Source organism: Paenibacillus sp. JMULE4, from assembly GCF_013337105.1.
Classification (GTDB): domain Bacteria; phylum Bacillota; class Bacilli; order Paenibacillales; family NBRC-103111; genus Paenibacillus_G; species Paenibacillus_G naphthalenovorans.
On record NZ_SGWF01000015.1, the window covers coordinates 213,980 to 235,781 of the forward strand.

A 21,802-nucleotide genomic window follows, 5' to 3' on the forward strand; every position below is an offset into this window, starting at 1 on the left:
CTTACCGTCGCCTCCATTTCCAAATGGAGCTCTTTTCCTTGATTTTCATCTTCGGCTTTAATTCCTCGAACAGCTTGGCCAGCAGCGCATCCTCTTTAATGTCCCGCAGGACATGGCCGTTCAAGGCCAGCGATACTTGACCCGTTTCTTCGGATACTATCACGCACATCGCATCAGATACTTCACTCATGCCAATCGCCGCCCGGTGACGAGTGCCGAGCTCTTTGCTGATAAATGGATTCTCCGACAACGGCAAATAGCAGCCGGCAGCCATCAGCCTGGATTTGCTGATAATGACAGCCCCGTCATGCAGCGGCGTGTTAGGTATGAAAATATTAATAAGCAGCTCCGAGCTGATCTGCGATTCGAGTTGAATGCCCGATTCCACATAATCGTTCAGTCCGGTTTCCCGTTCGAACACAATCAGCGCCCCGATTTTCCGCTGCGCCATATATTGTACCGCTCTCAGCACCTCGTTGATCTGCCTGTTGATATCCTGCTCCTCAACGTTCGTACGGCTGAAAAGTTTGCCTCGTCCGAGCTGTTCAAGCGCCCGGCGAAGCTCCGGCTGGAAGATGATAATGACGCCGACGAGCCCGAATGTGAATATCTGATTCATCATCCACTGAAGCGTATTCAGCTTGAACCAGGAACTGAGCGCCCAAGTCACCACGACGACGAGAATCCCTTTGAGCAGTTGAATCGCCCGTGTTCCTCTGACCAACAGAATTAACTGGTAAATCACATAGCTGACAATCAATATATCTATAATATCTGTAATACCTATGTCTGTAATCCACTCCATCGCGTGTGCCCCCAACCTGCCGCGGTGATTTCTTTCTATTATTGTCCCCTTCCTTAAATCATACCATATTTACAGCAAAAAACCCTCCCTTTTGACCATCGGTAAGGAAGGATTTATAACAATTGGGACCGATGAACTATTTCGATCCCGATACGAGAGTGAACCATTGATTCATTTTATAAAGTATCCAACTAAACGCTTCGTCAATTTCTTTAATTTGTCCGGAGATGTGCGCCGTTGAGGCCAGGTTAACCGACCCGTCGATGACAACGATATTGCCTTCAATATCGCCGTCAACCTTGAGTTCTCCGTTCTCGACCGTTAGATCCCCCGCCACTTTCTTCCCTAAGGGGACATAGACCGTGCTCCCTTGGATGACGACCGATTGCAGGTCTGATCCTTTGACAAGCAGTTCTTTATCATCGTTCCATGTGGAAACAAAGACCGACATCATTACGAGAAAAAACACAGCCGCCACCGATACCGCCGGATGCCTGCGTATCCATTGATACCAAGGATGTTGTTCGCGAACGGGAGGCAGGACTTGCATCACCCGTTCCGTAAGCCCTTCCGGCACCGGCTGTGGAGGCCAGGCGTGGACAAGCGCTTCTACCTTCTCGTACTGTTGAAGACGCCGCCGGCATGCTTCGCAAACCAGCAAATGCTCCTTCAGCTTGGCCGACTCCCTCCGGTCTAATCCCCCGTCCAAATACTCGTGCAGCAAAGGGAGGGCTTCCTTGCAATCCATTATAAGCCACTCCTTTCATCTTTCCTACGCAGCTTGTGCAATACATTACGCACGAGCAACGCATATGTTTCAAAATTTATAATACCTGCTCCAATTTTTTTCTTAAAAATTCCCTGCCCCGGTGCAAGCGTGTTTTGATGGTCGTCACCGGCATCGAAAGGACTTCACTGATCTCCTGCAGGGACAAATCCTGCAGATACCGTAATATGACGACCGCCTTATATTTCTCAGGCAGCGTCTCTATACTGTCGCGAATCTGGGAGCGAGTCTCCGACAACAGCACCTGCTGGTCCGGCGTCTCTTCGCGGCTGGGCAGGGTAGAATACCAATCGTTTCCTTCCCCTTCGCCCATCTCCGCATCCAGAGAATAATTGACCTTTCGTTTGCGAAGCCGGTCAATGCAAAGATTCGTACCAATCCGGTAAATCCATGTGGAAAATTTCTGCTCCTCGTCAAACCGGTCCAGATTCGTGTATACCCTCAGGAACGTCTCTTGTACAATCTCCTCCGCCTCATGCCGATTTTGCAGCATGCGGTAAGCGAGATGATAAATTTTTTCTTTATATAGCTCCACCAATTCGGCAAAAGCCGCCCGGTCTCCCTGACGGGCCAGCTTGGCGAGCCGGGTGTCCAATTGATTCACCAACCTACCTCCAACTCCGAATCGGACCCTGTTCCACCTGCGTCAAAATTCGGATTCTTCAAAGACCATGCTATTCTCTCCAAATCACGATCCTTGCTATTGTAAAAAGCATACCAAATCCTTCGCCCCGCTGTACAGTCTCCTGCAAAAGAAAGTGAAAGAATGCTGCAGATTCGGGAAATTTGGTCGGAATCGAGCGGCGGTCAAACGGAAATGAGCCATGGAACACGACCGCAGAATCAGGCGGGCTTTGTTCCATAATGATGAAAATCGTTTTTATCCTATCCAAAAAATGCTCGGGTATCAAAAGTATCCGGATGTGCCGGATCATCCGATCCATTCCGGCGGGATTAAAAAATCCGGGAGGCTTGGCCATGCCAAGTCCCGGATTTTGTATGCGCCGACGTCATCAGCCCGTATTGCGAAGGCCTGCGGCAATGCCGTTGATCGTCAACAGCACCTCACGCAGCAGCGAATCGGCATCCCCCTGCTCCCGCAGCGAACGAAGCTCCGACAAGAGGCCTACCTGCATATAGCTGAGCGGATCGACGTATGGGTTGCGCAAGCGGATCGACTCCTGAATCACCGGTACGTTGTCGAGAATTTCCTGTTGACCGGTAATTTTCAAAATGAGCTCCGAAGTTTGACGGTACTCGTCTTGAATCAGATTGAAAATACGTTCAGCGATGCCCTGATCGTGAATCAAGCTGCTGTATTCTTTGGCAATCACAAGGTCCGCCTTGGCCAGCGCCATCTGAAGGTTGTCGATCAGCGAGCGGAAGAATGACCAATGCTGATACATATCCTGCATGACTTTCAGATTGTCAGGATTTTCTTGATAGAAGCTGTTCAAACCGTAACCGGAAGCGTACCAGGCCGGAAGCAAATACCGGCTCTGCGTCCACGCGAACACCCACGGGATGGCCCTCAGATCCTCAAAACGGTCGCTGTTCTTGCGTTTGGACGGACGGGAACCGATGTTCAGCTCGCCAATCTCCGGAAGGGGCGTCGATTCCTTGAAGAACGTCAGGAAATCCGGATCGCGGAAGATCAAATCCTGATACTTCTGCTGCGCCTTCTCGGAAATCCTGGACATAATTTCTTCCCAGCCTTGCTCGGCATCGTTGATTTGCGGGTTCTTTGCCCACAAAGCGCTCGTAATCAGCGCGGATGTCGCTTGCTCCAGACTGCGGTACGCGATGCCTTTCATCGAATAACGCGAAGAAAGCACCTCGCCCTGCTCCGTAATCTTGATGCCGCCGCCGACCGTATCTGCAGGCTGCGCCAGGATGCTGCGGTTAAGCGGCATTCCCCCGCGGCCGAGCGCACCTCCGCGGCCATGGAAAAACTTCAGCTTCACGCCGAACGGCTTGGCCGCGGCCGTAATGCTGCGCAGCGCCACGCGCAGCTCCCAGTTGGCGGTAATCACACCGCCGTCCTTGTTGCTATCGGAATAACCGAGCATGATTTCCTGCAGGTGGTTCGTGCTGTTCAAGCTGTTGCGGTACGCAGGAATTTGGAACAGCGTCGTCATAATTTCCGGGGCCGCATGCAGGTCGTCGATCGTTTCGAACAGGGGAACGGACTGCAGCGTGCAGGTAATCGAACCGTCCTCTTCATGCTGATACAACCCCGCTTCTTTACCGAAGACGAGCACTTCCAGAAGATCGCTGGCCCCCTGGGTCATACTGATCAAGTAACTGGAGATGCAGCTCCGGCCGAATTCCTGCTGGGCTTTGCGAATCACGCGATACACGTCCAGGCACTCCTGTGTCGATTCGGTATAGTGAAGGTACGGTGATGTAATCGGTCTGGGATCGTTCAGGATGCCTGTCAGCAGCTCGATTTTTTGCTCTTCCGTCAAAGCGCCGTAATCCGGACATATGCTCATTTTGGCCAAAATCTCCGTCATGGCCGATTCATGCTCCTTGCTGTGCTGCCTTATATCTAACGTAACAAGGTGGAAGCCGAACAATTCGACTTGACGAATGATCGTCCGTACATACGTATCGGCGATAAAATCGGCATAGTGATTGCGCAGGCTGCGTTCCACCACCAGCAGATCTTCCATGAACTCAGACGGATTGTTGTATTTTTGCCCTTCTCCGACGTTCGGATCGGCCGTATTTCGGATTTTCTGAATCATATACTTTACTTTAATGCGATAAGGCTCTTTCTCGTTGCGCCATACCACATCTGGAGGAAGAATGACGTTGCTGCGGTCCTTTTCAATGGAATCCAGCAGCTCTTTCGTCACCTCGACGATATTCTTGCTGAAGCTCATGTGCCGCATGAGTCCGGTCAGCTGCTCTTCGTATTTCTTCAAGACCAGATTCCGGTGCATCGTGAGCGTCTGCCACGTAATCTTGGAGGTAACCGACGGATTGCCGTCGCGATCGCCGCCGATCCAGGAGCCGAATTTCAGGAACGTCGGCACGTACCACGACTCTTCCGGATAATATTTGTGCAGACAGCGCTCCAGCTCCTGATACACTTGAGGAAGCACGTCGAACAAGGTTTCGTCAAAATAATAAAGGCCGTACTTAACTTCGTCAATAACCGTAGGTTTACGGTCCCGCAGCTCATCCGTCTGCCAGAGGGTGATGACCTCACCGAGAAGCTTCTCGCGCAGCTGCTCCCGTTCGCGGAACGTCAGGTTCGGGTTGTCCAGCTCCATAACGTCGTTGGCAATGCGCTTATGAATGTCGAGCACCGCGCGGCGGGTCGCTTCCGTCGGATGCGCGGTCATAACTAGCTCCAGCGAGATGCCCTGAATCATCTCCTGCACTTCGGCAAAGCTGATGCCAAGATTTTTCAGCTCGCGAATCGAATCCTCTATCGATCCGGGCTGCACGCTTTCTCCCGCCGTACGCTCATAGTCACGCTTACGGCGAATACGGTGGTTTTGTTCGGCAATATTAACCAACTGGAAATAAATAGCAAATGCACGGATCACCTGATACCGGATTTCCGGCGCCAGGCCGTTCATCGTGTTTTTAAGTTCGGCATACATTTCCGGTGAATATTGGGCGCGAAGCGATTTACTCATCTCTCTGATTTTCTCTACAATGGTAAACAGCTCATTGCCGCCCTGATGCACAAGTATTTCGCCCAAAATATGCCCGAGAAACCGTACGTCTCTGCGCAGCAGATTGTTGGACGTGTTTTTGTTGATTAAACTAGCTGATTCCGACATGGGTACCCTCCATCCTACCAATGCAAGTCATAGCCACTATTTTATCACATCCGGGCTCAACCATGTAGTACGAATATTCGGTAATTCGAATGCGGCAAGCTCAAATCATCGCCTCATGGCCGGGATGGCTTGCAATAGATGGGAAACAAGGAAAAATTCATCTTCTGTATAACCCCGGGCTCCCCGGAGCAGATTGCGGATCCGATGCTGTTTCCGGCCGGCAGGAGTCTTTCCTTGTTTCAGCCGCCAAACTTTACATCGACGGCGCAGAACCGATGCTTCGGAGATAAAATAAAGAGCCGCTCCTCTTAAAGGAGCAGCCCTTTGCAGCTTTGATGATCAGACGCTTCCTACCTTGGACACGGACGGATTCAACACAACATTCCGCCCCTTTGTAAACTGAGGCAGCAAATCCGCGTGGGCGTCCAACAATTCTTTGGTCATATCCCAGATTTCATCTAAAGACAATACGGACGAGGTATGCGGATCCAGCATAGCCGCCTGATACACATAATCCACATTGCCGGTAAGCACAGCCTCAACCGTCAGCTGCTGAACGTTAATATTGGTCATGTTGATGGCCGCCAGCTGCGGCGGAAGGTCCCCCACATGGCAAGGCTGAACTCCTCCCTTATTCACAAGGCAGGGCACTTCCACGCATGCATTTTGCGGCAGGTTAGTGATGAGGTTGGTGTTCAGGACATTCCCCCAAATGACACGGTCGGTTCCCGTTTCAATCGAGTGAATGATCGGAGCGCCATATTCATGGCTTTTTTCCGTCTCGAACGATTCGCCGTTTTCAATCTTCCGCCTGGTTTCCTCAAACCGCTGCAGGTTTCGCTCACTACGGCGGATATACTCGTCGATCGGAATATCAAAACGCTGGATCAAATCATCCCGCTTATTGAAATAAGGCGTATATTCGGACATATGCTCACTGGATTCGGTCACAAAATAGTTCAGCCGCCGCATCATTTCAAAGCGAACCTTGTCTTTTGCGAATATCTCCTCGTTTTCCATCGCTTGAAAGAGCTTCGGATACAAATCCTCTCCCTTCCACTTGAGCTCCAGGAACCAGGCCATATGGTTAATGCCGGCCACCTTGTAATCCAGCTCTTCTACCGGAATGTTAAGATAGGAAGCCAAATCATCCGCCGTATTCTGGACGCTGTGGCAAAGCCCGACCGCCTTGACGGATCTCGCCTTCGCCACAGCCAGCATAAGCATGGCCATGGGGTTCGTATAGTTCAGCAAAAGGGCATCAGGACAAACCTCTTCCATTTCACGGCAGAAATCAAGCATGACCGGAGCTGTACGCAATGCTCTGAACACGCCGCCAATCCCCAGCGTATCGGCAATGGTCTGTTTTACACCATATTTTTTAGGAATTTCAAAATCCTTTAACGTCGCCTCATGCATGCCCACCTGGATAAGGTTCAGTACATAATCCGCACCCGTTAAGGCTGCCCTGCGATCGAGCGTAGCTTCCACCCGCGCCTGATTGCCAAACTGTTCCACCAATTTTTTGGCCATTTTCTCCGCAGTCTGCAGGCGAACCGGGTGGATATCGGTTAAACTGAAGGTACTGTTCGAAAGCTCCGGATACGATAAAATATCAGAAATCAACCGTTTTGCAAAAACTACGCTTCCCGCTCCAATAATTGTTATCTTAGGCATGTTGGTTCCTCCCATGAAATGATATTCTCTCTCCTATGTTTAATTATTCTTTTGTTCCCGAACTGACCATTCCCTGGACAAAATAGCGCTGGAACAGCAGGAATACGATCATGATCGGGATAATGGAAAGCAGTGTCAGACACATGGTCATCGTCCAATCGATGTAATGCTCCCCTTTGACCATAGCCAGGCCCAGCTGGACGGTGTACATGCTCTTCTCGGAGACGGCGATCAGCGGCCAAATCAGATCGTTCCATCTCCACATGAAGGTGAAAATGACCAGTACGGCGATCAAGGGCTTCACGTTGGGCAAGATGATCCGGTTAAAAATTTTGAACTCACCCGCGCCGTCAATTCGCGCCGCTTCGACGAGGGAGTCGGGGATGTTCATGATGTACTGCCTGGCCAGGAAAAGGCCGAACGCCTCCGCGCCCCGCGGAACGATGAGTCCTGCGTAAGTATTGATCCAATCCAATTGCTTCAAGATATAGAAATTGGGCACCATAATAATTTGCGTGGGAATCATCAAGGTGCTTAAGACCATCATAAAAAGAATCGTTTTGCCGACAAATTGATATTTGGCAAAGGCATACCCCGCAAGACAGTTAATGAAAACCGTCATGATGACGGCGAAGACCGCCACAATCAAGCTGTTCCCTACGTAGCCCATGAACGGAGCGGCATTCAGCGCATCCCCGAAATTGCTCCACATCAGCTTCTCGGGAATGATATGAATCCTGCTTCCAGCCGCTTCTGCCGGCGTTTTTAATGCTGTGGAAAGCATCCAGATAAAAGGAAGCAAAAACAAGACGGAGGCCGCGCAAAGAATCAAAAAGATCGCACTGGTTTTCACAGCATTCCGGTTCAGCTTAGGAATTGACTGAGTCAGGATGGACCTTTTCTTGAGGCCGGTCACTTCATGCGCTTTCATCCTTTCTCCCTCCCTAATCTTAATTGAATCGCAACCAGAACCATCATAATAAGGAACAGAACCGCACCGAGCGCCGACCCGTATCCCATGTCTCCTTCAACGAATGCTTTCTGGTAAATATATTGCACAATCACCGTGGTCGAATGACCGGGGCCGCCATTGGTCATCGTATAGATCAGATCAAATACCATAAACCCGTAAATCACGGAAATGACCAGTACGAACGTCGTAGTATGTTTTAACAAAGGTAAGGTTACATACCAAAACTTCTGCCATGCGTTCGCGCCGTCGATTTCCACTGCTTCATATAAGGATTCGGGAATGGCCTGCAAGCCTGCCAAGTAAATCACCAGACAATAGCCTGTTCGTACCCAAAGCGTCGTAATGATCACAGCGGGCATAGCCCAGGTGGTAGAAGAAAGCCAGTTGACACCCTCAATTCCAACAAATTGCAGCAGATGATTAAACAGGCCGTAATTCGGATTATACATCCATGACCAGATCAAGCCGGTAGCCACCAAGGAAACAACGACAGGAGCGAAAAACACGCCGCGAAAGAAAGCACGCAGAGGAATCTTGCGGTTGAGCAAAATCGCCCCGGCCAAACCTAAAGCCATGCTAAAGGGAACGGTGCCTAGCGTATAATAGAGCGTATTCCAAAGCGAGATCCAAAAAACGTTGTCCGTCAATAACTGATAGTAGTTGCCCAAGCCCACAAAATCCGGCTTCCCCAAAATCGTCCACTTGTGAAAACTGATGTAAAAGGTGAATAAGATCGGAAAAATCATAAACACAAGGAACAAGAGTATGTTCGGCGCAATAAATAGGTAAGGTGCTATTTTTATCGAACGTTTTTGATACCAACTCATCAGACCAGGCACCGTTAGCCCCCCTATTGAATATTTACTTCATAAACTATTTACCGCTTAAAATATCATTGACCTTCTTATTCAACGTTTGAGCCGTTTGCTCAGGAGATACTCCCTGTGCGAATAAGCCTTCCAACGAGTCTGCCAGCGCTTGATTGAGCTTCGCGAAGCTGTTGAGGGTCACCGTGTTGGCCATCGCTTTAGGCACCGTTTTGGATTGTTCAATAAACTTGTTCATCATCGACGGGTCTTTAACACTGTAGTTAAACGGACCCTCGATATCCGTTCGGCCGGGCAGGAACAAGCCCTTCTCAACGAACTTCTTCATGTTTTCTTTCTCACCCATAAAGGCCAGGAACTTCTTGGCCGCTTCAGGATGCTTGCTGTTCACCGGGATCGCCAACGCATTGCCGCCCAAGTCGGAAGCCATAGACTTCTTGCGAGGCATAAAGGTAACTCCCCATTCGTAATCTTTCATTTCCTTCTCCCACCTCGGAATCATCCAGTTCCCGTTGATCAGTAAACCGGCTTTTCCCGTTGTAAACAGAAGGTTATAATCATCGGTTCCCTTCATGCTGTTGCCTTGAGACATATAGTTTTTGAACATGGTCTGCAGGAACTTGAACGTCTCGATGGCTTCGGGCGTGTCTATATTTCCTTTCTTCAAATCTTCCGTTACAAGGGATGCTCCATTCTGGAAGAAATACGGCAATGTACGATAAGCCGATGAGGCAGACCAGTTGACAGCGATACCATAGGTAGCCAGCTTTTGATCCTGCAGCTTCTTGGCCACATCCAAAAGCTGTTCCCAGGTCCAGGCTTCCTCTATTTTGTCCGGGGCTTTGATGCCCAGCTTATCCAGATAGGTTTTATTATAAAAAACGGCTAATGTATCCGTTTGATGAGGAAGACCGTAGATCTTATCCCCGAATGTAACCGCTGTCAAAAGACTTTGATTAAAATTCCCCTTATCCTTGGCGAACGTATCCGTTACATCTAATAAGGCATCTTGGCCGGCAAACTCACCTATCTTCTGGTATTGGACCCGGAACACATCCGGTGAGCTGTTCCCGGCGATTCTCGTTTGGATTTTCGTGTAATAATCCCCCTGACTCGGAGACGGAACCTGCTGCGCATTGACTTTGATATCAGGGTGCTTGGCTTCGAAATCGGCAATTAAACTTCTAAAGCCTTCCTCTTCACCACCTGCACTTGCCCAATAAACAAATTCAATCGTTTCTTTACTGCCTGAAGCCTGCCCGTTGGTTTTCGAATTCCCGTCACTCTGTGAAGCGGGTGTTTTCTCGGCCGCACAACCGGCCAGCATAGCCGCAGACAGGGCCGCAGTTAACCCGCCATAAACCAATTTGCGAAAAGTTGTTTTCATCTGTCCCCTCACCTTTCACTTCATTAGTCAACCCTTAAGACTTTACACCAAAGCGTAATGCGAGCAAAGCAAACCCTTATGTCCAGCCAAACGGATAATAACGGTTTCATCACCCCTTTCAAGCTAAATGCAGCTATTTAGATGAAAATCCGCAGCTTTCACGAACGATCAACCTCGTTGGAAGATAGCTCGCCATCGGCAGCGGCAAAGAGCCTTCGATCCGCTGAATGAACAACTTGACGGCAATTCGGCCCAGTTCTTCTTTATCCACTTTAACCGTGGTCAACGGCGGATGCATAAACTGAGACATTTCGATATCATCAAAGGAGGTGACGGCTATATCTCCGGGGATCGTTAATCCCGCTTCCTGTATGGCCCGATAGGCTCCCAGAGCCATCTGATCACTGGCCGTAAACAAAGCCGTAGGACGATCCTTGGCCATAAGAATTTGTTTCATCGCCTCGTAGCCGCCGCCAATCGTAAATTGCCCATCTGCGATCCATTCTTTATGAAGTGCAATCCCTTGTTCCTCCAAGGCATTCTTGTACCCCAGAAACCGCTGTTCTTTTTCCAGCGAGACGCTGTTTTGGAATGAGCTTGAACCGATATAAGCGATCTTCTTATGCCCCAAACGGAGCAGATGATCTACACTCTGTCTTGCTCCCTTCTCAAAATCAACGGTGACGTAATCGATATCCAATTCAGGGGTACCCCCGACACTGATGATGTATTGCACTTTTTTGGATAACAACTCTAAAAGCTCGGTCGTGGTCGCAATGCAAATGATTCCGTAATCGTTTGCTTGAATTTCATCCACCACACTCATATTGTTCAGATCCTGAGCGTCGTATGTAAAGCCCAAGGTATACCCCTGATCCAGCAATTCCCGTTCTACTCCGTAAATCAACTCAGAAAAATAGGGGTCATGGTATTTATCTTTCATTTTGTTAATAATGAGACCGATTTGTTTTTCTGAAATTTTCTTGCGAATTTGCTCAGTTTTTTTTCACCCGCCGGTAACCTAAATCTTCGGCAACCTGGAGAATACGCAAATGCATCGCATCCTCAACCCCATGCGGGCCATCATTTAATACCCTTGAAACCGTGGATATGGAAACATTGACCTTTTCAGCGATGTCCTTTAGCGTAACTTTCATAGGTTCCCCCAGCAGTGAAAATTTTTATATTTGTTCTCATCTTTACTGATATTATATTCTGTATTTTAGTAATTATCAACATTTTTTTCGAGAAAGTTCCTGCAAATTTTCTGAAATGAAAGCGATATTTCTCGCAATTGTCGATGAAAATATTAAAAAATGCAAAAAGCTTCCGGCACTTGAAGTGTCAGAAGCTTTTTGCATTACGTAAGCGGGTGATGGGAATCGAACCCACGCTACCAGCTTGGAAGGCTGGAGTTCTACCATTGAACTACACCCGCATCGATTGATGGTCGGGACGACACGATTTGAACATGCGACCCCCTGGTCCCAAACCAGGTGCTCTACCAAGCTGAGCTACGTCCCGTTAGCTATGAGGCTGCTTGCAGCCCTTGTTTTACTACGTGCCCTGAGAGATTCGAACTCCCGACCTTTTGATTCGTAGTCAAACGCTCTATCCAGCTGAGCTAAGGGCACATATTCATTATTGGAGCGGAAGACGGGATTCGAACCCGCGACCCTCGCCTTGGCAAGGCGATGCTCTACCCCTGAGCCACTTCCGCACTGACTGGCGGGATTGCTTGGCCATCCCTCAACAGCGACAAGAATTAATATATCATTTTCTGAAGAGAAATGCAAATGTTTTTTTGATTTTTTTTTAACACTGCGAACAAACCTGTAGAGACGGACAATCCAATAAACGAACAGCCCTTGGATAGAATACCATTATTCTTTACAAGGATAGAACCGAATATGAAGAAACCGGCGATTATTCAATCCCGCAGGTGAAAAAGAACGCCTGAAAAAGCCGTTTATGGATTGCTGTTTACAGGACGAGAGGGAACGGAAAATACCCTTAGACAGACGATCTGTCTAAGGGCGTACTGTATAATAACGGTTAATCCACATGTACCCATACTCTGTTATTTTCAACCGATACCTCGTACACTTTCACTCTGTACCGGTCCGGGTCGACCAGCGCCTTCCCCGTCTTCACGTCAAACTCCCATGCATGCCAGGGACAGGTCAGAATCTCGCCTTCTCTTCCGTAAATGTATTCATGCGGCTTGGTTTCCAGCGTCGTTCCCGTGAACTTCCCTTTACACAGCTCGACCTGCTGGTGAGGACACACATTGCGGATCGCATAATATTCTTTGCCGTTATAGTATACGCCGATGCTTTTTCCCGCAATCGTTACAATCTTGCATGCTCCGGCTTCAAGCTCTTCTACTCCGACGGCATCATACTTCGTCATTTCGCTACACCTCCTGCCAGCAAGCCTCTTTCCTGCAGCTGATACATCTCGGCGGCGTTCTCGTACGCTACCCGCCGGCGCATCTCTTCAGGCAGCTTGTTCAGCACGAATAATGGAGCGTCGTTGTCCCAGTGCGGATAGTCCGTCGAGAACATTACCGTTTTTTCGGCTCGCATCAATTGGAGCATTTGAACCAGTTCCCTGTTGTCCGGCTCTTCGATCGGCTGGGTCGTCAAGCGGACATGCTTCAAAATATATTCGCTCGGCTTGTACTTCAACCACGGCACTTCGCTGCGCATCGCACGGAAGTTTTTGTCCATCCGCCACATCAGATGCGGCAGCCATCCCAAGCCGCCCTCGATGAAAGCCACCTTCAACGTCGGGAACGTTTCGAAAACGCCTTCACAAACAAGGCTGTTCAACTGCGACATGTGGTGGATCGCCAGGATGTTGTGGCGCTCAAAGTTCGTCGTCGGGTACCCTGCTGCCGTTGTCGGCGGGTTGATGCCATCTCCTTCCCCGCCGCCGTGAATCCCGATCACCAGGTTGTTGCGTACCGCCGCTTCGTAGATCGGATAGTAGCGTCGCTGTCCGTAAGGCTCGCGTGATCCGGACGTCATAAGCACTTGAACCACTCTCGGATGCGACCCTAGACGATCGATCTCTTTGGCGGCGAGCAGCGGGTCTTGCGTTGCGATGACAATCGAACCCAACCAGCGCTCATCGCTTGGAAGCCACGTATCCATCGTGTAGTCGTTGAATGCGGAGGCCAGCGCCGCGGCGTAATCCGGATTGTTGTGCGCCGAGATGGACAGCAGGTTGCCTGTCAGAATCGCTCTTTCTATATTGTAGCGATCCAGTAAATCGGCCTTCGCGAATTCGGGGTCGGAGCCCGGAGGAAGTCCGTTGCCGGGTGCTGCATCGCTGCGTTCCAATGGGATCGAACGGTACAAGAGAAAAGGCAATGTCGCATTGTGGGCCTTCAATCGATCCCACCATACCCGCGGCATATAAGGCTTCAAATCGTCATAGCTTTTGACACACTGATGCACATCGCAATCGATAATCCCGTGATTGAACTTAGAAGCTTTCCTCGTCGCAGACGCTTCCATACGTCTCAACCTCCTGTTGTTTTTGAATCCAGCCTTCGACCACAAACCGCGTACATCCATGCTTGAAATGGCCCCATCAGGCCAACATGAATGCATGTAAATTCCTTACAATACAGACTCCAGCAAGATGTAAACGGTTCCATTTTAGTGCCATCCAGCTCTACTCGTTATAGTTTTTTCTGTAGGTCACATCCTTCAACAGATCTTTGATCCCCGCTTTCCATCTCTTCAACATTCTAAATCCTGTTGTTTATTAACTGATATCTAATATATCAGTTAATACTTCACATTATAGCACAATCAACCCATCTGTCAATTCACTTTTTCTATATTATTTCTGCCTTTTTACGACCTCTGCGACCACTTCCAAATCTTTCAGATCTTGTTCAAGCATCTTTTTAAAGTCTGCTCCATTCTGATAGTCAATGAACAGGTTTTGTTTATTCATGAATTTTTTACTTCACCGATCCCATAAATTCCGAATTCGGCTCTTCCGCCCAAAACCTCTACAACGGCCTGCCCCGTGCCTTGGAAAGGAATCGTGACAAAATCCAGATCGGCAGCTTCGGCAAATGGAATGCCGTAATAGCTTGGTGTGGAGGAGGAGGCGAAATTCAGCTTTCCCGGATTGGCTTTGATATCGGCAACCAACTCTTCAAATGTTTGATATTTTGATTTGGAAGAAACAACCACCATGGCGGGATCCGTATTGACCTTACCGATAAACTTAAAATCGAATGTTTTAAACGGGGCCAGACCGAGCACAGGAAGGGCTGCAATTTCACGGTTTGCCGCCGTTAATTTGTATCCGTCGGGCTTCGCTTGAAGCCCTTCATTCATGCCTACCGCACCGGATCCGCCGGTTTTATTCACAATAACGACATCCTGGCCAAGCACCGTCTTCATCGATTCAGCCAGAGCGCGCCACATGATATCCGTCCCGCCTCCTGCAGCAAAAGGAACTATGATTTCAATCGGCTTCGCAGGATAATTAGTGGTCTTTTTTTCTTCTTTCTTTTCCGGCTTCATTTCCGCCGAACTCGAATTCACGTTTTGATTTCCGCAGCCTGAAGCGAACAGAGTCATCAGAAGAAGAGAGCCTGTTGCGATGATGGCCGATGTTTTTTTCATACCGGTTATCCCCCTAGTCGTATAAGATCAAAATCAGGAGCACTTCAGTAAAATTTTCATTACGCTGCTTCCGCCTTCCATTTGCCTGAATCCTTCCTCCAACCGCTCCAGAGGATAAATTTCAGTAATCAAACGATCCAGCGGCAATTGACCGGATGCGGACAGCTGTATCGCTTTTTCAAAATCCTCATGCTCATACACTCTTGCTCCGGACATTTTTAACTCCCGCCAGAAAAACCGGTGGAGGTCCACTTTCGGCGGCTGTGTAAAAATCCCCACCACTACAATGCGGCCACGCGTACGGGGCAGTCGGGTCATGACTTCCGCTCCGGCTGCCGATGAGGTGACTTCGAACACGACGTCAGCTCCTGCCATTCCCGTTTGTTTATTGACATATTCGACAATGTCTGCTTCTTTGGGATTGATCGTATCCAAACCGAGCGCTTTGGCTAATTCCAGACGAAACGGATTGATTTCCGATATTAATACTTTGGCTCCCGCTTCTCTGGCTACCAGAGCAATCAGCATGCCGATCGGCCCTCCGCCAAGCACGACAATATATTCCCCGCTTGTTACTTCACCGATTCTTACATCGTGACATGCCACAGCCAGCGGTTCGATCATGGCCCCATGCTCTAAGGATAAGCTATCCGGAAGACGGTGCAGGGTAAAGGCAGGTACCGTCCACAAGCTTTGAAAGGCTCCGGGCGTTTCAATGCCGAGAAATTTCAAGTTCTGGCAGATGTGGTTGTGTCCGGCTGAACAGGCTGGACACTGACCGCATGGGCTTAGAGGCATCACCGTCACACGGTCTCCAACGGCATAACCGGTAACGCCCTCTCCTAACGCATGAATCACCCCCGACATCTCATGACCCATAACTTGAGGAAAGCTTACTCTTTTGTCCATATGGCCGTGAAAAATATGCAGATCCGTTCCGCAAATGCCGGCATGAGAAACCTCAATTTGCACTTCCCCTGTGCGAGGCGGCACACTGATGCCTTCTCCTACACGAATCGTTCTGTTTCCTTCATAAAACGCAGCTTTCATCATCATTTTCTCCCCACGTATTTATTTATTTGTTTCACCCGGTTAAGCAGATCATGATGCCGCATTCCCCTTACGCTGTTTACCCGACACTACATAAATGAAGGGAGCCAGGTAGATAGTATGGGAACGTAGCTGATGATTAGAACATCTAAAGTTAAAATGCCCAGGTATAACAATACAGGACGAGTCAATTGGCTCATTTTCAATTTGGCAATTTGACAGGCCACCACCAGATTTACGGCTACCGGCGGAGTTAACATGCCGATCGCAACGTTAACCACCATAATAATCCCGAAGTGAACAGGGTCGATTCCAAATTGTATAGCAATCGGAGCCAGAATAGGGGCTACAATAATAATGGTGATTAACGCTTCCATGATCGTTCCCGCAACAAATAAGAAGATATTGACCAACAACAAAAAGACAATAGGATTATCCGAGAATTCGGCTATCGCTTTACCCAGCCTTTGCGGGACCTCTTCAACGGTCAAGATGTAACCGAAAATCGATGCATAGCCTACAATCATCATGATGACTGCGGTCGCAAGAATCGATCTGGAAAAAATGGGCATTAAATCTTTCCATTTAATCTCGCGATAAACGAACATCCCGATGACAAAACCGTAAACCACTGCAATGACAGAAGCCTCTGTGGGTGTAAACCAGCCTTTATAAATTCCCCCAAGAATAATGAAGGGCATGAGGAGGGCTAACGCCGAATCCAGAAATGCTTTCCACAAATCTTTTAACCATTGAAGTTTATCTGTGCGATGGACAACATCAAAGCCTTTCACCCTCGCCACAATGATAATGACCAGAATAAGGGAAAGACCAATCATAATACCTGGAATAAAGCCGCCCAAAAACAAGCTGCCTACCGAAACGTTCGCTACTAAACCATAAACGACCATGGGAATGGACGGAGGAATGATGACTCCAAGCTCACCGGAAGCGGCACATGTAGCCGTGGCGAAGTTCTTCGGATACCCCTTATTCTCCATCGCCGGTATGAGTGTTGAACCCACTGCTGCCGTTGTTGCAGACGAGGAGCCCGAAATGGTCGCAAAAAACATGGAGGTTAACACAGCTACCGATCCCAGACCGCCCCTGAACCAACCGACCAGAACATTCGCCAGGTTAATTAATCGTCTGGACATGCCGTCTGTCTGCATCAGGTTACCCGCCAATATGAAGAAGGGAACCGCCATCAGAGCAAAGGAGTCCAAGCTTTCAAATACGGATTGAGCCACTGTAATCAGAGGAATCCCTTTCAAATATAAAGCCACTAAGGAAGCAAAGCCCAAACAAACAGCAATCGGAAGGCTGATGAACAGAAAAACAATAAAGGAAATGAACAATAACGAAATCATACGGCGATCTCCTTTCTGTTCTTCTTGTAATCTTCTATTGCCGCCTCGACTTCTGCGTTTATTTCTTCATCTGATGTATCCAGAATATCCTTTTTGTTAACGTAAATATCGATTAAAGATGTAACCGTATTCAAAATCGTCAAAGCTGCGCCTATGGACATCGCCGAGTATACGTAAACCATCGGCACTTTCAAGACGGGAGCCTTTTCTGAGAATCCGAATTGTGCCATTTCTAAGCCAACAAAGAAAATGCACACATAAAAAACAAGAACGAATAGATAGGCAGTAAGTTTCAATATTTTTCCTGCTGACGGCGGAACGACCTGAATCAAGATTTCCACAGCTAGCGAATCGACTCTACGCGCAGCAACGGCTGCACCGATAAAAATGGCCCAAATCATGAGATATCTTGCCAATTCCTCCGTCCATGGCACCGATGCCTGAATGCCCAATTCGCCAAGTACAAATCGAACGAATACCTGCACAAATACAACGGCAGTCATCAGTGCCAATGCGAATCCGGCAAGGCATTCCATCACTTTATTTAACTTATCAACGAATTTGATGAGCAGCACAAAATCAACCCCTTTCTATTGTCGGCTTGAAGGGTACAGATGGGGGCCATTTCAGCCCCCATAACCAATTATTGTTTCTTTGCAGCTTCAATTTCTTCCAAAAGCTGTTTTCCGTTCGGAATATCCTTCAAAATCACATCGTAAGCCTTACTGGTTTGTTCCTTCAAAGCGTTGACATCGGTTTCGATGACCTTAACCCCGGCCGCCTTCATCTTTTCGAGCGAATCATGGTATTCTTTTTTGTAGTATTCGGTTTGGAAGGCCAATGCTTCTTTGGCCGCTTCTTGAACGGTCTTTTGTTGTTCCGGACTCATCTTATCCCATTGCATTTTGGACATCGTCAAAATCAGAGGCAAGTAATGAATCTTGGTCATGTTATAGAACTTGGCTACTTCAATAAATTTATCCATAATAAATTGGTCGGGAGGCGTATCTCCTCCGTCTACCACCCCTTGCTGCAGGGACAAATACACTTCGGAATAAGCCATCGGCGTCGGTTGTGTCCCCAGCAGCTCATAAGCTTTGATGTGCCCCGGGGCCTGCATCGTTCTGAGCTTTAATGATTTCATGTCCCCGGGCTTATGGATCGCTTTGTTGGCAAATACGTTGCGTTCCACTACACTCATATACCCCAACCCGATAAGTCCATGCTGCGGGAGCAAATCCAGATATTTTTGACCTACGGGGCCGTTAAGCACTTTATTCGCTTGATCTATGCTGTCAAACAAGTAAGGCAGATCGAAAATCGTCAATTCCGGAACCGTATTTACCAGCGAGGCCTGATTCGTAATCGACAATGCTTGAACTCCTGTACGCATGGACTGAATCATCTTCGAGTCCCCGCCTAACTGAGATTGAGGGAACACCGTAATTTTAATGGTACCATTGGACTTTGCTGCAGCCAGCTCCGCCATCTTGTCGGCCATCACCTGAAAGTGGCTATCCTGGGATAGTACATGACCAAATTTCAGCTCAACGGTTTTGGCCGTGCCGCCTGCTCCTTGCGTGCCGGTGGCTTGGGTGCTGCCGGTTCCGCATCCGGCCAATAGCGTGCTCAATGCCATTACAGCTGCTAACCCCAGAGTCATTCCTCTCTTCTTCATAAAATATTACCTCCATCCCATATGGATAATCTTCTCGCTTACATAGAAAGCCAGGCTCCAAGCCCGGCTTTATGTACAGTCTCCTACAGATGGACATACACCTGATTCTCCTCAACGGAGACATCGTACCGTTCCACGGTGACATCATATGTTTTCGTCCTCATCTTCGGATCCGTGATCATACAGCCCGTCTTAATATCGAATTCCCATTGGTGCCAAGGGCAGCGGACGATCTCGCCTTCGCGTTCGTAAACAAAATCTCCCGGACCGGAAGAAGTAATATACGATGCCGTAATACCGGAACAAAGCTCAGCTCCCTGATGCGGGCAGGTGTTGCGCAGCGCATAATATTGCCCCGCTATATTATAAACGCCGACGCTGCGTCCTTCGGCCTGAATTATTTTCTTTGAACCCTCAGGAATTTCGGATACCTTTCCTGCCAGAAACCGTTTCATCCCTCTGCTCCTCCTTGATCGCTTCTTCGTGCGGGAAGTTCATATAAGTCCGCTGCATTCTGATAGAATATTCTTTCCCATAGCGCATCATCCAATTTAGGGAATGTCAACAGCGGAGAATCAAAATCCCAATGCGGAAAATCGCTGCAGAACATTAAGCATTCATCGGCATAAATGGCCTTCATCATTTGCTGGAACAGCTCTGTGCTCGGCGGCATCTCGATCGGCTGGGAGGTCACTCTGACGTTGCTGCGAAAATATTCGCTGGGCGCTTTTTTCACCCATGGCGTTTGGAAACGGAGACTTTTCCAATCGGAATCCAGCTTCCATAAGAACGGTGCAATCCAGAACGCACCGGCCTCTTGAAGCACAACCTTCAATGTCGGGAATTTCTCGAACACCCCTTCAAAGATAAAGCTGGCCAGGTGCGCCATCATGACCTGCGGTCTTGCAGCCCTATACTCGGGGTAGTAGGTCACATAACCGGCACCTGTCGGTCCTGTGTTGATGCCTAGCCCTTCGGTAAGCACATGGATGTTGAACGGCAAATTATGCCGCACACAAGCCTCATAAATCGGATGGTAAAAACGGTTTCCATAGGGCTTCTCAGCACCGTTCGCCACGATAACCTGAACCATGTCCGGATGCGAACCGATCCGGTCGATCTCTTTGGCTGCCAGCAGCGGATCCTGCTTTGCAATAAACAAAGAGGCCTTCAGCCTTTTGTCCTTTGAAGTCCAATGCTCTATCGTATAATCATTAAGCGCGGAACAGATCGCTGCCGCATAATCGGGATCGGGTGAAGCTTGGAATGAGTAATCGCTTCCGGTTAATATGCCGTATTCGACGTTGAACGGATCCAGGTGCTGCGACCTCAAATATTCCAGGTCACCGCGACCGCCAAGAGGGTTGGTGCCGTCCGGAGGAGTCGAGTCAACGGTTAACCCCTGAACCCCGCCGTTTAAATAGATCGGACCCGGAAGCCGCCATCCCCACAAATCGATCTGATCACGGTAAAACCTCGGCAAATGGTCTTTTACCGCAGATACCGGGGCAAGATGATGGACATCGCAGTCAATCATCGAGCGTTTCATTCGAACCTTTTTTTCCGGTGCTTTGACTTCAACTTGTGCCATTCATGATCACTCCCTCAATAGATTAATCATTAACCATGTAAGCTTTACCACCCGCATCTTTTGGAATCGCTTTCAAATCAGTGGAACTCACGTCTGCCGGCATCACTTTCCCCTCATTATCGATGGTTGAAGTCGAAAGTTTTCACATATGAGATATTTGTTTTTCTATATATGTAATATGTTACTTTATTATCCGTTTTCTTGTCAAACGAAAAATTTCCTTAAATTTCATATACAGGGAATCTCTTTTCGTATATGATAAAAAATATGCCCTATTAAACGACAATATCATGAGATGAACATATACTTAGACCGGGCCGGCTATGCTATAATCAGGGTAACATCATGTACTTTTGGGGGTTGTCCGATGAAAAACAAGCCTTTCACACCGGTCAAATCTGCAGATCGGGTGTTTGATATACTAGAGGCGTTGGTAAAGCACAGTGACGGGCTTCATATTCGGGAGTTAGGCAAAAAGCTTAATATCGCCGACAGCAGCATCCATGCGCTGGTACATACGATGCTGCAGCGCAGGTACTTAAAAATGGACGAATCCCGCAAGCTTTTTTTGGGCTCCAAATTTTATCAATTTTCCAATATGATGTCTGCCACTCCTTTAGTTCCGATAGCCAAGCCCATTATGAAGCAAATCAAAAGCAAATTTAACGAAAATGTCCACCTGGCTGTTCTGGACGGCTTGGATATCGTCTACATTGCTTTTGAGGAATCGACCAATCCCCTGCGCTATCATATGGAGGTCGGCCGGGCCCAAAGCGCCTATATTACAGCCGTTGGCAAAATGCTTTTGTCCGCCCACTCCAATGAGCAGATCAGATCGCTGTATGAAGGGTATCCATTTGAAAAATTGACCGCTAATACGATCACCAGCGTGGATGAGCTCATTGCCGAACTGGAACGAATAAGAAAGAGAGGCTACAGCATTGATGATGCCGAATCCTATGAAGCCTGCAAATGTTTTGCCGCTCCTATCTATGATTCCACCGGCCAAATGATTGCCAGTATGAGCATCTGTATCCCGTTCGTCACGGCTCAGGAGAAAAGGGAACCGGAGATGATCGCAGCCATCCAAGAAGCGACAAACCGGATCACCTCTCTGCTTAAGGACAATTAATCCGGCCTCCTAACGAAACGAACCCAGTACCTGATAAAGGTCTGGGCTCGTCGATACACTCATCTATTTC

The 21,802-nt window shown here is 48.5% G+C and carries 20 protein-coding genes and 4 tRNA genes; 1 reads left to right on the forward strand and 23 read right to left on the reverse strand.

Annotation, left to right across the window (positions count from 1 at the left end):
* Position 1: 1 nt before the first annotated feature.
* The 23 genes from cdaA to EXW96_RS17240 form a co-directional block, all read right to left on the reverse strand.
* Positions 2-805 (reverse strand): diadenylate cyclase CdaA, encoded by an 804-nt coding sequence (gene cdaA / locus EXW96_RS17130; protein WP_054819462.1) that lies wholly within the window; start codon positions 803-805, stop codon positions 2-4.
* A 136-nt stretch (positions 806-941) separates the two neighbouring features.
* Positions 942-1,553: a zf-HC2 domain-containing protein gene (locus tag EXW96_RS17135; protein WP_054819463.1), complete on the reverse strand. Its 612-nt coding sequence runs from the start codon at positions 1,551-1,553 to the stop codon at positions 942-944.
* Positions 1,554-1,629: 76 nt separating this feature from the next.
* Complete coding sequence (sigW, locus tag EXW96_RS17140; protein WP_062410416.1) at positions 1,630-2,196, reverse strand: RNA polymerase sigma factor SigW; 567 nt, start codon at positions 2,194-2,196, stop codon at positions 1,630-1,632.
* A gap of 409 nt (positions 2,197-2,605) precedes the next feature.
* Positions 2,606-5,392: a phosphoenolpyruvate carboxylase gene (gene ppc, locus EXW96_RS17145; protein WP_174351033.1), complete on the reverse strand. Its 2,787-nt coding sequence runs from the start codon at positions 5,390-5,392 to the stop codon at positions 2,606-2,608.
* A gap of 339 nt (positions 5,393-5,731) precedes the next feature.
* A complete protein-coding gene (gene melA, locus EXW96_RS17150; RefSeq protein ID WP_062410413.1) occupies positions 5,732-7,069 on the reverse strand; it encodes an alpha-glucosidase/alpha-galactosidase in 1,338 nt (445 codons plus the stop codon).
* A 43-nt stretch (positions 7,070-7,112) separates the two neighbouring features.
* Entirely contained in the window at positions 7,113-8,000 is an 888-nt protein-coding gene (locus tag EXW96_RS17155) for a carbohydrate ABC transporter permease (RefSeq protein ID WP_137671053.1), read from the reverse strand.
* The gene (locus EXW96_RS17160) at positions 7,997-8,869 is read right to left on the reverse strand and encodes a carbohydrate ABC transporter permease (RefSeq protein ID WP_174351034.1); all 873 of its coding nucleotides are present in this window, start codon (positions 8,867-8,869) and stop codon (positions 7,997-7,999) included. The genes EXW96_RS17155 and EXW96_RS17160 overlap by 4 nt, the downstream gene beginning before the upstream one ends.
* A 46-nt stretch (positions 8,870-8,915) precedes the next feature.
* Entirely contained in the window at positions 8,916-10,256 is a 1,341-nt protein-coding gene (locus EXW96_RS17165) for an ABC transporter substrate-binding protein (RefSeq protein ID WP_174351035.1), read from the reverse strand.
* 133 nt (positions 10,257-10,389) lie between these two features.
* Positions 10,390-11,247, reverse strand: a complete 858-nt coding sequence (locus EXW96_RS17170; protein WP_309225133.1) for a substrate-binding domain-containing protein — start codon at positions 11,245-11,247, stop codon at positions 10,390-10,392.
* Between the two features lie 4 nt (positions 11,248-11,251).
* Positions 11,252-11,413, reverse strand: a complete 162-nt coding sequence (locus EXW96_RS28610; RefSeq protein WP_174351037.1) for a LacI family DNA-binding transcriptional regulator — start codon at positions 11,411-11,413, stop codon at positions 11,252-11,254.
* Positions 11,414-11,623: 210 nt separating this feature from the next.
* Positions 11,624-11,694 (reverse strand) — tRNA-Gly (locus tag EXW96_RS17180).
* A 9-nt stretch (positions 11,695-11,703) separates the two neighbouring features.
* Positions 11,704-11,780, reverse strand: a tRNA-Pro gene (locus tag EXW96_RS17185).
* Positions 11,781-11,816: 36 nt separating this feature from the next.
* Positions 11,817-11,890: transfer RNA gene (locus EXW96_RS17190), tRNA-Arg, on the reverse strand.
* An 11-nt stretch (positions 11,891-11,901) separates the two neighbouring features.
* Positions 11,902-11,976: transfer RNA gene (locus tag EXW96_RS17195), tRNA-Gly, on the reverse strand.
* Between the two features lie 335 nt (positions 11,977-12,311).
* Positions 12,312-12,668 carry a Rieske (2Fe-2S) protein gene (locus EXW96_RS17200; RefSeq protein ID WP_174351038.1) on the reverse strand — a complete coding sequence of 119 codons (357 nt, stop codon included), beginning with the start codon at positions 12,666-12,668 and terminating at the stop codon, positions 12,312-12,314.
* The gene (locus EXW96_RS17205; RefSeq protein WP_174351039.1) at positions 12,665-13,780 is read right to left on the reverse strand and encodes an amidohydrolase family protein; all 1,116 of its coding nucleotides are present in this window, start codon (positions 13,778-13,780) and stop codon (positions 12,665-12,667) included. Before EXW96_RS17205 ends, EXW96_RS17200 begins: the two co-directional genes overlap by 4 nt.
* A gap of 444 nt (positions 13,781-14,224) precedes the next feature.
* Positions 14,225-14,911 (reverse strand): tripartite tricarboxylate transporter substrate binding protein, encoded by a 687-nt coding sequence (locus EXW96_RS17210; RefSeq protein ID WP_217437400.1) that lies wholly within the window; start codon positions 14,909-14,911, stop codon positions 14,225-14,227.
* Positions 14,912-14,944: 33 nt separating this feature from the next.
* Positions 14,945-15,967, reverse strand: a complete 1,023-nt coding sequence (locus tag EXW96_RS17215; protein WP_254611437.1) for a zinc-dependent alcohol dehydrogenase — start codon at positions 15,965-15,967, stop codon at positions 14,945-14,947.
* An 83-nt stretch (positions 15,968-16,050) separates the two neighbouring features.
* On the reverse strand, positions 16,051-17,331 hold the full coding sequence (locus EXW96_RS17220; protein ID WP_174351040.1) for a TRAP transporter large permease: 1,281 nt from the start codon (positions 17,329-17,331) through the stop codon (positions 16,051-16,053).
* Positions 17,328-17,906, reverse strand: a complete 579-nt coding sequence (locus EXW96_RS17225; RefSeq protein ID WP_062410406.1) for a TRAP transporter small permease — start codon at positions 17,904-17,906, stop codon at positions 17,328-17,330. The genes EXW96_RS17220 and EXW96_RS17225 overlap by 4 nt, the downstream gene beginning before the upstream one ends.
* Before the next feature lie 68 nt (positions 17,907-17,974).
* Positions 17,975-19,009 carry a TRAP transporter substrate-binding protein gene (locus EXW96_RS17230; RefSeq protein ID WP_074729651.1) on the reverse strand — a complete coding sequence of 345 codons (1,035 nt, stop codon included), beginning with the start codon at positions 19,007-19,009 and terminating at the stop codon, positions 17,975-17,977.
* Positions 19,010-19,092: 83 nt separating this feature from the next.
* Positions 19,093-19,464, reverse strand: coding sequence for a Rieske (2Fe-2S) protein (locus EXW96_RS17235; RefSeq protein ID WP_062410404.1), 372 nt, complete (start codon positions 19,462-19,464; stop codon positions 19,093-19,095).
* Positions 19,461-20,600: an amidohydrolase family protein gene (locus EXW96_RS17240; protein WP_062410403.1), complete on the reverse strand. Its 1,140-nt coding sequence runs from the start codon at positions 20,598-20,600 to the stop codon at positions 19,461-19,463. The genes EXW96_RS17235 and EXW96_RS17240 overlap by 4 nt, the downstream gene beginning before the upstream one ends.
* 367 nt (positions 20,601-20,967) lie before the next feature.
* On the opposite strand from EXW96_RS17240, the gene EXW96_RS17245 reads away from it, so the two are divergent.
* Positions 20,968-21,732 carry an IclR family transcriptional regulator gene (locus EXW96_RS17245; protein WP_174351041.1) on the forward strand — a complete coding sequence of 255 codons (765 nt, stop codon included), beginning with the start codon at positions 20,968-20,970 and terminating at the stop codon, positions 21,730-21,732.
* Positions 21,733-21,802: the final 70 nt, after the last annotated feature.

Excerpts from the sequence above, each read along its gene's own strand:
- cdaA (WP_054819462.1), bottom strand. The coding sequence starts at position 805 with ATGGAGTGGATTACAGACATAGGTATTACAGATATTATAGATATATTG.
- EXW96_RS17135 (WP_054819463.1), bottom strand. The coding sequence starts at position 1,553 with ATGGATTGCAAGGAAGCCCTCCCTTTGCTGCACGAGTATTTGGACGGG.
- ppc (WP_174351033.1), bottom strand. The coding sequence starts at position 5,392 with ATGTCGGAATCAGCTAGTTTAATCAACAAAAACACGTCCAACAATCTG.
- melA (WP_062410413.1), bottom strand. The coding sequence starts at position 7,069 with ATGCCTAAGATAACAATTATTGGAGCGGGAAGCGTAGTTTTTGCAAAA.
- EXW96_RS17155 (WP_137671053.1), bottom strand. The coding sequence starts at position 8,000 with ATGAAAGCGCATGAAGTGACCGGCCTCAAGAAAAGGTCCATCCTGACT.
- EXW96_RS17160 (WP_174351034.1), bottom strand. The coding sequence starts at position 8,869 with ATGAGTTGGTATCAAAAACGTTCGATAAAAATAGCACCTTACCTATTT.
- EXW96_RS17165 (WP_174351035.1), bottom strand. The coding sequence starts at position 10,256 with ATGAAAACAACTTTTCGCAAATTGGTTTATGGCGGGTTAACTGCGGCC.
- EXW96_RS28610 (WP_174351037.1), bottom strand. The coding sequence starts at position 11,413 with ATGAAAGTTACGCTAAAGGACATCGCTGAAAAGGTCAATGTTTCCATA.
- EXW96_RS17200 (WP_174351038.1), bottom strand. The coding sequence starts at position 12,668 with ATGACGAAGTATGATGCCGTCGGAGTAGAAGAGCTTGAAGCCGGAGCA.
- EXW96_RS17205 (WP_174351039.1), bottom strand. The coding sequence starts at position 13,780 with ATGGAAGCGTCTGCGACGAGGAAAGCTTCTAAGTTCAATCACGGGATT.
- EXW96_RS17210 (WP_217437400.1), bottom strand. The coding sequence starts at position 14,911 with ATGAAAAAAACATCGGCCATCATCGCAACAGGCTCTCTTCTTCTGATG.
- EXW96_RS17215 (WP_254611437.1), bottom strand. The coding sequence starts at position 15,967 with ATGATGATGAAAGCTGCGTTTTATGAAGGAAACAGAACGATTCGTGTA.
- EXW96_RS17220 (WP_174351040.1), bottom strand. The coding sequence starts at position 17,331 with ATGATTTCGTTATTGTTCATTTCCTTTATTGTTTTTCTGTTCATCAGC.
- EXW96_RS17230 (WP_074729651.1), bottom strand. The coding sequence starts at position 19,009 with ATGAAGAAGAGAGGAATGACTCTGGGGTTAGCAGCTGTAATGGCATTG.
- EXW96_RS17235 (WP_062410404.1), bottom strand. The coding sequence starts at position 19,464 with ATGAAACGGTTTCTGGCAGGAAAGGTATCCGAAATTCCTGAGGGTTCA.
- EXW96_RS17240 (WP_062410403.1), bottom strand. The coding sequence starts at position 20,600 with ATGGCACAAGTTGAAGTCAAAGCACCGGAAAAAAAGGTTCGAATGAAA.
- EXW96_RS17245 (WP_174351041.1), top strand. The coding sequence starts at position 20,968 with ATGAAAAACAAGCCTTTCACACCGGTCAAATCTGCAGATCGGGTGTTT.